Annotated in this window: 10 protein-coding genes; 8 read left to right on the plus strand and 2 right to left on the minus strand. The window is 71.6% G+C overall.

All coding sequences use genetic code 11. The features are described 5' to 3' along the window. Positions 1–764 (plus strand): glucose-6-phosphate dehydrogenase assembly protein OpcA (locus ACFV3E_RS11410; protein WP_500534458.1); only part of this gene is annotated, 764 nt, incomplete at its 5' end. A gap of 685 nt (positions 765–1449) precedes the next feature. After that, positions 1450–2037, plus strand: a complete 588-nt coding sequence (locus tag ACFV3E_RS11415; protein ID WP_500534459.1) for a hypothetical protein — start codon at positions 1450–1452, stop codon at positions 2035–2037. Positions 2038–2158: 121 nt separating this feature from the next. Here the strand turns inward: ACFV3E_RS11415 and ACFV3E_RS11420 are convergent, their stop codons facing one another. Then, complete coding sequence (locus ACFV3E_RS11420; protein ID WP_500534460.1) at positions 2159–2899, minus strand: DUF4328 domain-containing protein; 741 nt, start codon at positions 2897–2899, stop codon at positions 2159–2161. 588 nt (positions 2900–3487) lie between these two features. Between ACFV3E_RS11420 and ACFV3E_RS11425 the strand changes: the two genes are divergently transcribed. From ACFV3E_RS11425 to ACFV3E_RS11450, 6 genes are all read left to right on the plus strand, one after another. Then, positions 3488–5917: an ABC transporter permease gene (locus ACFV3E_RS11425; RefSeq protein WP_500534661.1), complete on the plus strand. Its 2430-nt coding sequence runs from the start codon at positions 3488–3490 to the stop codon at positions 5915–5917. Between the two features lie 268 nt (positions 5918–6185). Continuing rightward, positions 6186–7106 carry a carbohydrate ABC transporter permease gene (locus ACFV3E_RS11430; protein WP_500534461.1) on the plus strand — a complete coding sequence of 307 codons (921 nt, stop codon included), beginning with the start codon at positions 6186–6188 and terminating at the stop codon, positions 7104–7106. A 2-nt stretch (positions 7107–7108) separates the two neighbouring features. Continuing rightward, positions 7109–8053, plus strand: coding sequence for a carbohydrate ABC transporter permease (locus ACFV3E_RS11435; protein WP_500534462.1), 945 nt, complete (start codon positions 7109–7111; stop codon positions 8051–8053). 115 nt (positions 8054–8168) lie between these two features. Next, the gene (locus ACFV3E_RS11440) at positions 8169–9512 is read left to right on the plus strand and encodes an ABC transporter substrate-binding protein (RefSeq protein ID WP_500534463.1); all 1344 of its coding nucleotides are present in this window, start codon (positions 8169–8171) and stop codon (positions 9510–9512) included. Positions 9513–9665: 153 nt separating this feature from the next. Beyond that, positions 9666–10718 (plus strand): LacI family DNA-binding transcriptional regulator, encoded by a 1053-nt coding sequence (locus ACFV3E_RS11445; RefSeq protein ID WP_500534464.1) that lies wholly within the window; start codon positions 9666–9668, stop codon positions 10716–10718. Between the two features lie 160 nt (positions 10719–10878). Beyond that, positions 10879–12627: a glycoside hydrolase family 35 protein gene (locus tag ACFV3E_RS11450; protein WP_500534465.1), complete on the plus strand. Its 1749-nt coding sequence runs from the start codon at positions 10879–10881 to the stop codon at positions 12625–12627. 217 nt (positions 12628–12844) lie between these two features. On the opposite strand, the gene ACFV3E_RS11455 is transcribed toward ACFV3E_RS11450, so the two are convergent. Further along, positions 12845–13219, minus strand: coding sequence for an iron chaperone (locus tag ACFV3E_RS11455; protein ID WP_500534466.1), 375 nt, complete (start codon positions 13217–13219; stop codon positions 12845–12847). Between the last annotated feature and the right edge of the window lie 8 nt (positions 13220–13227).

A 13227-nucleotide genomic window follows, 5' to 3' on the forward strand; every position in this document is an offset into this window, starting at 1 on the left:
GCGCCCGCCTCGACGCCGAGGTGCGCGTCGGCGGCGAGTCCGGCACCGGCGAGACCGTCCTGCTCCGCCTCCACGGCGAACTCGCCGACCACGCCCACAGCGTGGTCCTGCCGCTGCTGCTGCCCGACGCCCCCGTGGTGGTGTGGTGGCCGGTCGACGCACCCGCCAACCCCGCCGCCGACCCCCTCGGCGCGCTGGCGCAGCGCCGGATCACCGACGCGTACGCCGTCGAGCATCCGCTGGAGGAGCTGAAGACCCGTGCCGCCGGCTACACCCCCGGCGACACCGACCTCGCCTGGACCCGGCTCACGCCCTGGCGGTCCATGCTCGCCGCCGCGCTCGACCAGGCGCGGGCCACCGTCGTCTCGGCCGCCGTCGAGAGCGAGGCCGACAACCCCAGCGCCGAACTCCTCGCCCGCTGGCTCGGCAACCGGCTGCGGGTACCGGTCGAGCGCGTCGTCACCGACGGCCCGGTCGTCAGCGCGGTCCGGCTGAGCACCGCGGACGGCGACATCCACATCGACCGCCCCGAGGGCCCGCTGGCCAACCTCACCATCCCCGGGCAGCCCAGCCGGCACCTCGCGCTGAAGGTCCGGTCGACCGCCGAGCTCATCGCCGAGGAGCTGCGCCGGCTCGACCCCGACGAGATGTACGCCGCCTCGCTGCGCCGCACCGACGCGGCGGAGCCGCCCCGTCCGGCGAAGACCACCGCGCGGAGCAGCAAGAAGCGGCCCACCCCGGCCAGCGCGGAGGCCGCCAAGTAGACCGACTGCCGCAGCAGTACGCCGGGGGCGGTGCACACCGCCTGCAGGAGCAGCATCGCGGCCGTGGTGAACAGGTAGCAGACCACGACCGTCAGCGCCGACTCCAGGTGCGCCCGCCACCCGGCGCGGCCCCCGCCGAAGGTGAAGCGCGCGTGCAACTCGGTGGCCAGCACCGTCGAGGCCACGGTCACCACCGCGTTCGCCAGGGCGAACGGCACCGGTCCCGACAGCGCCATCAGCACTGCGGAGGAAGCCAGCCCCACACCGCCGCCGCACACGGCGAAGCGCACGAACGCGGCCGGCGCGGAAGGCGCGGGGTCCGCGGTGCGGGGGCGACGGGCGGCGGCGGGAGGGGCGGATCGGTCCGCGGTGACGGTGTCCATGCCCGAACACTGCCCGCCTCCGCTGACACGGCGCTGACCGCGCGCTGACACGCCACCCGCACGCGCCCGACGCCCCCGCCCGACGAGGGCGCAGGCGTTTCGTCGCACTGCGCCCACCCTGTGGTGCCGGGGGCTGGATGCGATCCGTACCGGCGATCCATCATGTTCTGGTGCCGCCGTTCGGCTCACGGCTCGGGGAGGCTGCACCAAGCCTGGGCGCAGTGGACGGCTGCGCAGGCTCGATGAGGGCGGGGGAGTACGGCGGTGATCAGATTTGCCCACAAGCAATTGCTCTTTGCGGGGTGCCGTTGTTCAGCGGGCTGACCGCCCTCGGAGTGGTCGTCGCGGTGAAGGGCGGCTCGAGGCTGTTCGTCTGGGAGTTGTTCGCCGCGGTCTTCGCGTGCAACGTATTGACGGGGTTCCTTGCCACGTCGAGGCTCAAGAGGCTCGGTGACGTCCCCCTCTTCGAGGCGGCCGTACCGATCGCGGATCCCGCCACCGCGCTCTCCGCGTCGGCGCTTGCCCGGGCCAGGCGAAGCCTCGGGAGACGCTACGGTGCGCTGTTCGCCGCCGTCAGCGTCGTCCATACGGCTCTCGCGTTGTTCGAGCCGGCATTCGCCCTCGTCGCCTGCTGCTTCACGATAGAGCCGCTGATGCGAGCAGAACGGGCCGTTCGCTGGGAACGGCGGCACGGCGTGCTGCTCTGGCAGGCCGGGGAACGCCATGTCGAGCAGGAGCAGCAGCCGGCCGACACCGGTCAACCACCGGTCTACACCTCAGCCCGGCAAGGTGCCCCGCGTGCCGGCGTGAACCCCTGGCCTCCGGCCGCCGAGAGGGACGGCAACCGACCGACGCTTTTCGGCCGGGCGCGAGGTCGGCCGCCGTCGTGACGAACGGCTCCGGTAGGTCGCGGGCCCGCTGGAGCTCCCCGGCCGCGCAAGATCGTCGATGTGCACGACCGGGAAGCGCAGGTGCCGCCGCCGACATCAGCGGGCATGACCGGTTCCACGGTCAGGACAGGGCGAACGGGCCTTCCGTGGCCTTGCGGTGCTGCATGGCCGTCAGCTTGCGGACGAACAGGATGGCGAGGACCGCGGCGAGGATGTCCACGCCGTCCACGGCGATGGCGAAGCCGGCGGCGTCGCGGAGGTCGTCCGCGTACCCCGAGCTCTCGTCGAACAGGCCCCCCGAGAGCCGGCCCAGCACGGAGGAGGCTATCCACGCCGCCCACCAGTAGGAGACCGGGCCCGAGTCGGCGGGCCGCAGGCGGCCGTCCTGCGTCGTCTGGGAGCTCGCGACCCAGGTCTCGCGGGCGACCTTGGAGGGGATCCAGAGGTTGCCGATGGGGATGAACCAGCCGCCGATCGCCCACCCGCGGCCCTTCTCGAACCCGTTGGGGGCGAACACCTCGCCGTTGGAGCGGACCCGGTGGAACCAGACGATGAAGACGACGGCCGTCGCCACCAGGGCGAAGAGCTGCAGGACGGCGGCGCTGCCCGTCCACAGGTCCGAGCGGTTCAGCGCGGACGGGTCGACGGTGGCGAGCTCGTCGGCGACCGCCGTGCCCATGAGGGCGTAGCGAGCGGCCTCCGCGGCGATGGCGAGCACATCGACCGCGATCACCAGCGACAGCAGCACCGTCACCGCGGTCGCCAGACCCAGCGGCGAACGGAGCACGGCGGTGGTCGCCGGAGGCCCGGCGGGTACGGGGTACGGGGCGCCGGGCGGCGGCCCGACAGGGTTGAGCGACATGGGATCCCCCCCAGGGACACAACATGGAGACGTGCCCGTCGAGCGGCGGGCAGGAGGACATTACGGCAGGAGATCTTGGTCAGTCCACATCATTGAGCCGCGCCCGCGCGCCTTCGGCCCGGTCACGCCGGCGGCGTGGGGGAACGGCGTGCCGCCTGCCGGTTTCCGCAAGGGAAACGGAGTCGCCGGGGAGCCTGTCCCGCGTAAGTAATGCGAGGGTCGAGAATCCCTCGTCCCCAGGCCCCACGGCTCCCGGGGTCCGGCCTGGGGTACACCTGCGAGCCCGGTGACACACCTCGACTCCACCAGTGTCGACACTCCTGCCACTGTGCGCGGGACCGGCCGGCGGACCCCAACGCACGCCTCTGACCAGGCGGTATGCCGTACCGGTGAAGACGGCGAAGGGAAGCAGCGAGCACACTGTAATGACACCTTGTGAGTAGACATCGAGTGTATAGACAGCGTGTATATTCACTGCATGTTCTTCGACCCGCTCAGACTCCCGCTCGCGCCGCCCCCGCCGCAGACCGCGTACCGCAACCGCCGAGCCGTCACGCTCGACGGCATGCCGTGCCCAGGGGGCCCCGCATGAACCGTGGCGGTGCCCGTGACGGTGCCGGGGCCGCGCCGGGGCGGTTCCGTTCGGCGCTGGGAGATCTGTGGCTCGGTGTGCGGCTGGCGGGCTCCGGGGGCCGCGAGGGGTGGATCCGCACGGCGCTGACCGCGGTGGGCGTCGGGCTCGGGGTGGCTCTGCTGTTCCTCGCCGCCGCGGTGCCGAACGTCCTCGACGCCCGCGCGGAGCGCGGGCACGCGCGCGAGACGCCGAACTTCGAGAGCGAGGTGTCGGTGCGGCGCGGGGAGGCGACGTTCCTCTGGTACGACGCGAGCACCGAGTACCGGGGCGAGGCCGTCGGCGGGCAGTTGCTGCGCCCGGACGGTCCCGGTGCTCCGCCGCCGCCGGGTGTGGCGCGGATTCCCGGGCCGGGGGAGATGGCGGTCTCGCCCGCTCTGCGCGAGCTGCTGGGCTCGTCGTCCGGGGCCCTGCTCAAGGAGCGGCTCGGTTACCGGATCACCGGGACCATTGCGGACCGGGGTCTGCTCGAACCGGGGGAGCTGCGCTTCTACGCGGGGAGTGCCACGCTCACCAGGAGCGGGGGTGCGATCAGGTCCGCAGGGTACGGCCGTGACCCGGGCTCGGGGCGGTTCGATCCGCAGTTGGTGGTCCTGGTCGCTTTGATCTGTGTCGTCCTGCTGGTGCCGGTGGGCGTCTTCATCGGTACGGCCGTCCGGTTCGGCGGGGACCGCAGGGACCGCAGGCTGGCCGCGTTGCGGCTGGTCGGTGCGGATGTCGGGATGACCCGGCGGATCGCGGCGGGTGAGGCGCTGTTCGGCGCCGTGCTGGGTCTGCTGGTGGGTACGGGGGTGTTCCTGGGGGCGCGCCGGCTGGCGGGGTCGGTGCGGTTGTGGGGCGTGAGTGCTTTTCCCGCCGATGTCGCCCCTGACCTGCTGCTGGCGGGTCTGATCGTGGGGGCGATCCTGGTGGGGGCGGTTGCGGTCACCCTGTCGGCGCTGCGTTCGGTGGCGATCGAGCCGTTGGGGGTCGTGCGGCATGCCGCGTTGCGGCCGCGCCGGTTGTGGTGGCGGCTGGTGAGTCCTGTGGCCGGTGTCGGTGTGCTGTCGGTGACGGGGTCGGCGGACGGGGAGTTGGGGTCGGGTGGTGTGTATCCGGTCGCGCTGGGTGCGGTGCTGGTCCTGGTGGGGTTGACCGGGCTGCTGCCGTGGCTGGTGGAGGCCGTGGTGAGGCGGCTGCGCGGGGGGCCGGTCGCGTGGCAGCTCGCGGTGCGCCGGTTGCAGTTGAGCAGTGGGACGGCGTCGCGGGCGGTGAGCGGCATCACCGTGGCGGTGGCCGGTGCGATCGCGCTGCAGATGGTGTTCGGCGGCATGCAGGAGGACTTCGCCTCGCCGTCCGCTCCGAAGGCGGGGGGTGGGTCTTCCGCCCCTGCCGATGTCGTCCGTGCGGATTTCAGGGTTGCCGCGGCTGCGGAGAGCGTGGGCGATCCGGTCCTGGCGGAGCGGATGGCCGCGGAGTTCCGGCGGGTCAAGGGCGTGCGGCGGGTGGTCGCCACGGTCGAGGCGTATGTGAGTCGTCCGGATGCGGGTGGTGGGCCCGGGTCCGTGACCACGTTGACGGTGGGCAGTTGTGCGACGTTGCGGTCGCTGGCCTCGTTGTCCTCGTGCCGTGAGGGTGACGCCTTCGTGGCTCACCGGCCGGGTGGGTCGCGGCGGGCGCGGGAGGCGAACCTCCTCACCGATGAGGCTGCCCGGCCGGGTGGGCGGATCGATCTCGACGGCGTTTCGGAGGGCGTTTCGGAGGGCGAGTTGTGGACGTTGCCGGTGACGGCTCGGGCGGTGGTGGCGGTCCGGGATCCGGTGGGCGAGGTCCATGACGGCATTCTGGCCACTCCGGGGGCGCTGGCGGGGCACCGGTTGCCGCAGGCGTCGACGTTCGCGTCCGTCGCGATCGACCGCCGGGTTCCCGATGCGGCGGAGTACCTGCGCAATGCCGCGGCGCGGGTGGATCCGATGCTGCGGGTGGGCGGGCTGGTGAACGTGCAGCGTGACCGGCAGTACTCGAGTGTGCAGACGGGTCTGCGGGTCGGGGGGACCTTGACGGTGGTGTTGATCGCGGCGGGGATGCTGGTGGCGCAGATCGAGCAGTTGAGGGAGCGCCGGCGTCTGCTGTCGGTGCTGGTGGCCTTCGGTACGCGGCGCAGGACGTTGGCGTGGTCGGTGCTGTGGCAGACGGCGGTGCCGGTGCTGGCGGGTACGGTCGTGGCGATCGTGGGAGGGCTGGTCCTGGGGCGGGTGATGCTGGGTGTCGTGGTGAAGCCGGTGCGGGACTGGTGGGTGTTCCTGCCGTATGCCGGGATCGGTGCGGTGGCGGTCCTGGTGGTGACGGTGCTGAGCCTTCCGCCGTTGTGGCGGATGATGCGGGCGGACGGGCTGCGTACGGAGTGAGCGTGTGTGCCGCCGGTCCGCTGTGCGGGCCGGCGGTGGGCAAGTGGGGTCGGTGAAAGGGCTGTTGACGTGCGGGGACGGCCTGGCGGGGCGGTGTCGGGGAGGAACCGCGTGAGGGCCCTTGACGTGTCCTGATGGCCGGTGCCAACATCGCGTCCATCAAATGTTTGCGTAAACGTGCGCCGACCGCGGTCGCTGATGTTTGCGCAACCATCCCGGACCCGCCCGATGTGGCGGGACCCCGCACGACGATGTGAAGGATGGGATCATGGCTGCCATACCGCCGCCACCGGGCACCGGCCGGGCCGCTCCTCCCCGAGGACGCCGGGGCCGGCGCTGGCTGGGATGGGGCTTCGTGGCACCGTTCATGATCGTCTTCGCGCTGGTCTTCCTGGCGCCGATCGGCTACTCGATCTACCTGAGCCTGTTCCGCGACCGCCTCATCGGCGGGACCTCCTTCGTCGGCCTGGACAACTACGTCCAGGCCTTCCAGGACGGCCAGTTCTGGTCCGGCCTCGGGCGCGTCGCGCTGTTCCTCGTCGTCCAGGTGCCGGTGATGCTGGGCATCGCGCTGCTGGTCGCCCTCGCGCTGGACAGTGGGCGGCTGCACGGCCGGAAGTTCTTCCGGATCACGATCTTCCTGCCCTACGCGGTGCCGGCGGTCGTGGCGACGCTGATGTGGGGCTTCATGTACGGGGACCGCTTCGGCCTGGTCGCCGACATCAACGACACCTTCGGTGCCTCCCTGCCGAACCCCCTGTCGCCGGGCCTGGTGCTGGCGAGCATCGGCAACATCGTGACCTGGGAGTTCGTCGGCTACAACATGCTGATCTTCTACTCGGCGCTGCACGTCGTGCCGCGGTCCCTGTACGAGGCGGCCGAGATCGACGGCGCCAGCCAGCTGCGGATCGTCACCTCCATCAAGATCCCGGCGATCCGCGGGGCCCTGGTCATCGCGACGATCTTCTCGATCATCGGCAGCTTCCAGCTGTTCAACGAGCCGAGCATCCTCAAGCCGCTGGCGCCCAACGCCATCACGACGTACTTCACGCCGAACCTCTACACCTACTCGCTGTCCTTCTCCGGGCAGCAGCACAACTACGCGGCGACCGTCGCGATCGTCATGGGGGTCGTCACGATGATCATCGCCTACGTCGTGCAGCTGCGCGGCATGCGCAAGGAGGCCTGACGATGGCCCAGGCGAGCACCCAGGCGGCCGTTACGGCCCCGCAGCGCGAGCGCAGCGGCGCCGCGCCGTCCGAGCGCCCGGCGGGCCGGCGGCACTCCTCCGACCGGCCCCGGCGCAGCATCCTGCTCACCGTCCTGACCGCGCTGGTGGCGGTCTACACCCTGGTCCCGCTGGCCTGGCTGCTGATCAGCGCGACCAAGACCCAGAAGAGCCTGCTGGACTCCTTCGGGCTGTGGTTCAGCGGTGACTTCGCCCTGTGGGACAACATCCGGCAGACCCTCACCTACGACGACCACATCTTCGTGCGGTGGCTGCTCAACACCCTGCTGTACGTGGCGCTCGGCGCCGGGGGCGCGACGTTCCTGGCCGTCCTGGGCGGCTACGGCCTGGCGAAGTTCGACTTCCCCGGCAAGCGCGCGGTCTTCGCGGTGGTGATCGGCGCGGTCGCCGTGCCGGGTGCCGCGCTGGCCGTGCCCACGTTCCTGATGTTCAGCAAGATGGGGCTGACCAACACCCCGTGGGCGGTGATCGTGCCCTCGCTCATCTCGCCGTTCGGCCTCTACCTGATGTGGGTCTTCGCCTCCGAGGCGATCCCCGACGAGCTGCTGGAGGCCGCCCGGGTCGACGGTTCGGGGGAGATCCGCACCTTCTTCAGGATCAGCCTGCCGCTGCTGGGACCCGGCATCGTCACCGTGCTGCTCTTCACCGTGGTCGCGACGTGGAACAACTACTTCCTGCCACTGATCATGATCAAGGACCCGGACTGGTACCCCCTCACCCTGGGGCTCAACGCCTGGAACGCCCAAGCCGCCACCGCGGGCGGGCAGCCGGTGTTCAACCTGGTGGTCACCGGCTCGCTGCTGACCATCGTGCCGCTGGTCGCGGCCTTCCTCCTCCTGCAGCGCTTCTGGCAGTCCGGGCTCGCCGCCGGCAGCGTCAAGGAGTGATCACCGGCGCCGCGGCGGCGCCTTACCCACCTCCCCCTGCGGTCCTGCGCCCGGCACACCCGTGCCGTGGCGACGGGCGGTGCCGCAGACCATCACCACAACGAAGTGAGATGCGATGACGAACAAGCCACTGCGCCGTTCGGCGCAGGCGATCGCGGTGCTCTGCGCGGCGGCGCTGTCCCTGACCGCCTGCGGTTCCTCCGACGACTCCGGCTCGGGTGCCAAGGCCGCGGACGCGGGCAGTGTCGAGGCGGCGCTGGACAAGGGCGGCAGCCTGACGGTGTGGGCGTGGGAGCCGACGCTGAAGCAGGTGGTCACCGACTTCCAGGCCAAGTACCCCAAGGTCAAGGTGAAGCTGGTCAACGCGGGCACGGGCAACGACCAGTACACCGCGCTGCAGAACGCGGTGCAGGCCGGTTCCGGGGCGCCGGACGTGGCGCAGATCGAGTACTACGCACTGAGCCAGTTCGCGCTCGGCAAGTCCGTCACCGACCTCAGCCCGTACGGCGCCAAGGACCTGTCCAAGGCGTACTCGCCCGGCCCGTGGAACTCCGTGGCCGTGGGCGGCGGGGTGTACGCGCTGCCCATGGACTCCGGGCCGATGGCGATGTTCTACAACAAGAAGGTCCTCGACAAGTACAAGATCGCGGTGCCCACGACCTGGGACGCGTACCTGACCGCGGCCCGCGCGCTGCACAAGGCGGACCCGAAGGCGTACATCACCAACGACACCGGTGACGCCGGCTTCGTCACCAGCTTGATCTGGCAGGCCGGCGGTCACCCGTACACGGTGGACGGCACGAAGGTGAACGTCGACTTCGGTGACGCGGGCACGAAGAAGTTCACCGAGGTCTGGCAGAAGCTGATCTCCGAGAAGCTCCTCGCGCCGATCGCGTCGTGGAGCGACCAGTGGTACAAGGGCCTGGCCGACGGCACGATCGCCACGCTGTCCACGGGTGCCTGGATGCCCGCCAACTTCGTCTCCGGCGTCCCCTCGGCGTCCGGTGACTGGCGTGCCGCGGCGCTGCCGCAGTGGCAGGCGGGCCAGAGCGCCAGCGCGGAGAACGGCGGCAGCTCGCTGGCGGTGATGGAGGCGGCCAAGGACAAGCCGCTGGCCTACGCCTTCATCAAGTACGCGAACAAGGACGCCGGCGTCCAGGCCCGCATCAAGGGCGGTGCCTTCCCGGCCACGACGGCGGACCTGAACTCCCAGGCGTTCCTGGACACTTCGTTCCCCTACTTCGGCGGCCAGAAGGCCAACGAGATCTTCGCGGAGTCGGCGGCGAACGTCGTCAAGGGCTGGTCTTACCTGCCGTACCAGGTGTACGCCAACTCGATCTTCAACGACACCGTCGGCAAGGCCTACGTGTCCTCCACGCCGCTGTCCGACGCACTGGGCACCTGGCAGGACGCCTCGGTCAAGTACGGCAAGGACCAGGGCTTCAGCGTCGGCGGCTGACGCCCCCCACGATCCGCGGCCGGCCCCGGCGGCCCTCTTTGAGGGAGCGCCGGCGCCGGCCCGGGGGGCCTGCGGACCGCCGGTCCGCGCAGCTCGGCCCCCCTAGACTTCTGACCACCAACGGCAGTGAAACGTATGAGGTGTACGACGCACGTGGACGGGACCGGACAGAGCTCGGCGGCGGGTGCGCAGCGGCGGCGGCGCGGTGCGTCGATGGCCGACGTGGCCAAGCTGGCGGGCGTCTCGGCGCAGACCGTCTCCCGGGTCTCCAACGGGTTCCCCGGGGTGCTGGAGGAGACCCGGCAGCAGGTGCTGGCCGCGATGAAGGAGCTCGGCTACCGGCCCAACAGCGCGGCCCGGGCCCTCAAGCGGGGCGAGTTCCGCACCATCGGCGTCATCTTGTTCAACCTCTCCAGCACCGGCAACATGCGCACGCTGGAGGCCGTGGCCTCGTCCGCGGCCCGGGAGGGCTACGCCACGACGCTGCTGCCCGTCACCGTGCCCACGCAGGACGGGGTCCAGGGCGCGTTCACCCGGCTCGGGGAGCTGGCGGTGGACGGGGTCGTGATGATCATGGAGGTCCATCTGCTGGACGCGATGACGGTGGCCCTGCCGCCGACCGCGCCGGTGGTGGTGGTGGACTCCGACGCCGGGGACCGGTACTGCGTGGTCGACACCGACCAGGCCAGCGGCGCCGGGGCGGCCGTGGAACACCTGCTGGGTCTCGGTCACGGCACGGTGTGGCACATCGCCGGCCCGAAGGAGTCGTTCGCCGCGGAGCGCCGGGTGGGTGCCTGGCGGGCGGCCCTGGAGTCGGCGGGGCGCGAGGTGCCGCCGCTGCTGCGCGGGGACTGGTCCGCGGAGTCGGGTTACCGTGCCGGGCTGCGGATCGCGCAGGACCCGGGCTGTTCGGCGGTGTTCGTCGCCAACGACCAGATGGCGCTCGGGCTGTTGCGCGCGCTGCGCGAGCAGGGGCGTCGGGTGCCGGAGGACGTCAGCGTGGTGGGCTTCGACGACATCCCCGAGGCCGCCTCGTACATGCCGCCGCTGACGACGATCCACCAGGACTTCGCCGAGGTCGGCCGGCGCTGCGTCGACGGGGTGCTGCGGCAGATCCGCAAGGACGAGGCGGAGCGGGGCCCCACGCTGGTGCCCACCAGCCTGGTCGTGCGCAGCAGCACCGCGCCGCCGCCGCGCGGCCGCTGAGCCCACCCCCGCCGGTTTCCCCTTCGGTCACCGCACCGTCGCGATGGCAACGCAAACATCCCGTCACGGGGCGTCCCCGCCGGACACCGGCGAACACCCCGTGACCGCACCGCACGCATCACACGCACCAGAACTCGACTCCACTGGAGGAGCACGGCCCATGCCCGTACTGCGGATCGAAGGGAACGAATTCCGCCTCGGCGGCGAGCCGTTCCGCATCATCTCCGGTGGCCTGCACTACTTCCGCGTCCACCCCGGCCAGTGGCGTGACCGGCTGCGCAAGGCACGGCTGCTCGGACTCAACACCATCGACACCTACGTGCCGTGGAACCTCCACCAGTCGCGGCCGCACACCTTCCGCACCGAGGACGGCCTGGACCTGCCGGCCTTCCTGGAACTCGCCCAGGACGAGGGCCTGCACGTGCTGCTGCGCCCCGGTCCGTACATCTGCGCCGAGTGGGAGGGCGGCGGACTGCCGTCCTGGCTGCTGGCCACGCCCGGCATCCGGCTGCGCACCGCCGACCCGCGCTACCTGACCGCCGTGGACGACTACCTGGACCGCCTGCTGCCGATGGTCGTCCCCTACCTCGCCACCAACGGGGGGCCCGTCCTGGCGGTGCAGGTCGAGAACGAGTACGGCGCCTATGGCGAGGACCCCGCCTACCTGACGCACCTTCAGGGCAAGTTGCACCAGGGCGGTGTGGACGTGCCGCTGTTCACCTGTGACCAGCCCTCCGACCTCGCCCGCGGCAGCATCCCGGGCGTCCTCGGCACCGTCAACTTCGGCAGCCGTCCGGCGCAGGGACTGGCCGCGCTGCGCGAGCACCAGGGCGACGGGCCGCTGATGTGCACCGAGTTCTGGAACGGCTGGTTCGACCGCTGGGGCGGTGTGCACGTCGTCCGTGACGCCGCGTCGGCCGCCGCCGACCTCGACGAGATGCTGTCGGCCGGTGCGAGCGTCAACCTGTACATGTTCCACGGCGGCACCAACTTCGGCTTCACCAACGGCGCCAACGACAAGCACACCTACCGCCCCACCATCACCTCCTACGACTACGACGCGCCCCTGGACGAGGCCGGCGACATCACCCCCAAGTACCTCGCCTTCCGCGACGTCCTCGCCCGGCACACCACCATCCCCGACGAGCCCCTGCCCGAGCCGTCCAAGAAGCTCAACCTCCTCGGCGTCCGGCTCCCCGCGAGCGCCCCGCTGCTCGGCTCCGCCGACCGGCTCGGCGAGGCGGTGACCGGGCCGCGCCCGCTGACCATGGAGGATCTGGGCCAGGACTTCGGCTTTGTCCTATACGAGACCGCCCTGCGCGAGCCGGGCCCCACCCTGCTGCACTTCGCCGCGATCGCGGACCGGGCGCAGGTCTTCCTCGACGGCGCCGCCGTCGGCGTCCTCGAACGCGAGTCGCACGAAGGCGCCCTGGCCATCACCGTGCCGGCCGGCGGAGCGACCCTGACCGTCCTCGTCGAGAACCAGGGCCGCGTCAACTACGGGGAGGGCATCCACGACCGCAAGGGCCTCACCGGCGCGGTCACCGCCAACGGCAGCGAACTGACCGGCTGGAGCAGCAGGCCCCTGCCCCTGGACGACCTGTCGGGCCTGACCTTCACCACCGGCGGCCCGCAGCCGGTGGGGCCCGCGTTCCACCGCGGGGTGTTCGAGGTGGAGCGGCCCGCCGACAGCTACCTGGACCTCACCGGCTGGACCAAGGGCAACGCCTGGATCAACGGCTTCGCCCTGGGCCGCCACTGGTCCCGCGGCCCCCAGCGGCGCCTCTACGTCCCCGGCCCGGTCCTTCGGCCCGGCACGAACGAACTCGTCGTCCTCGAACTGCACGCCACCGCCCGCGCGACGGTCGACCTGCGGGACACCCCCGACCTCGGACCGACGGAGGAATGAGCGGGGCATGAACGGGGATCGAGCGCGCCGCACCGCCCCGCCGTCCGGCACCCCGGACGGCGGGGCGGTACGGCCCTCCCGCGTGCCGAGCCCTCCGCGGCGGCGCCGTCATTCGGGTGTTCGGCCGCACCACCCGCCCGGCCTGCGCCGCCGAGTTCTCCGTTGCGGAGCGGAGCGCAACGGCCCGTGCCGGCCCCGGGCCCACCGGCGGTCGTCGTCACCCACCGGTCCCGCTCACCCCGGGCTCGGCCGCGGTCGCCCGCAGAAGGTCGCGCAGGAGGTCGAAGTCCATGCGCTCGGGCTTGCGGAACCGCAGGCAGCCCTTGCCCATGTCCTGCCCGGCGAGGCGGTCCTCGAAGGCCGCGCGGACGTCGCCGCGCATGAGGTGGAAGGAGATGTACCGCTTCTGGCAGGCGAAGGCGATCTCGGCCGTGCCCCCGCGCTCGTAGACGGGCATGCCGTACGCCATCACCTCGTCGAACCCCGTCAGTTCGGCCCGGCACAGCTCACGCAGCCTGACCAGCGCCTCCCTGCGTACCTCCGGGACCTCGGAGAGGTAGCCGTCGACGTCCGCCGCCCCGCTCTGCACCATGGGACCGG

The sequence above is a fragment of the Streptomyces sp. NPDC059718 genome (assembly GCF_042733315.1).
In the GTDB taxonomy this organism is placed as follows: Bacteria; Actinomycetota; Actinomycetes; order Streptomycetales; family Streptomycetaceae; genus Actinacidiphila.

Coding starts and splice junctions, on each gene's coding strand:
- ACFV3E_RS11420 (WP_500534460.1), bottom strand. CDS start 2,899: ATGTCGCTCAACCCTGTCGGGCCGCCGCCCGGCGCCCCGTACCCCGTA.
- ACFV3E_RS11425 (WP_500534661.1), top strand. CDS start 3,488: ATGAACCGTGGCGGTGCCCGTGACGGTGCCGGGGCCGCGCCGGGGCGG.
- ACFV3E_RS11430 (WP_500534461.1), top strand. CDS start 6,186: ATGGCTGCCATACCGCCGCCACCGGGCACCGGCCGGGCCGCTCCTCCC.
- ACFV3E_RS11435 (WP_500534462.1), top strand. CDS start 7,109: ATGGCCCAGGCGAGCACCCAGGCGGCCGTTACGGCCCCGCAGCGCGAG.
- ACFV3E_RS11440 (WP_500534463.1), top strand. CDS start 8,169: ATGACGAACAAGCCACTGCGCCGTTCGGCGCAGGCGATCGCGGTGCTC.
- ACFV3E_RS11450 (WP_500534465.1), top strand. CDS start 10,879: ATGCCCGTACTGCGGATCGAAGGGAACGAATTCCGCCTCGGCGGCGAG.
- ACFV3E_RS11455 (WP_500534466.1), bottom strand. CDS start 13,219: ATGGTGCAGAGCGGGGCGGCGGACGTCGACGGCTACCTCTCCGAGGTC.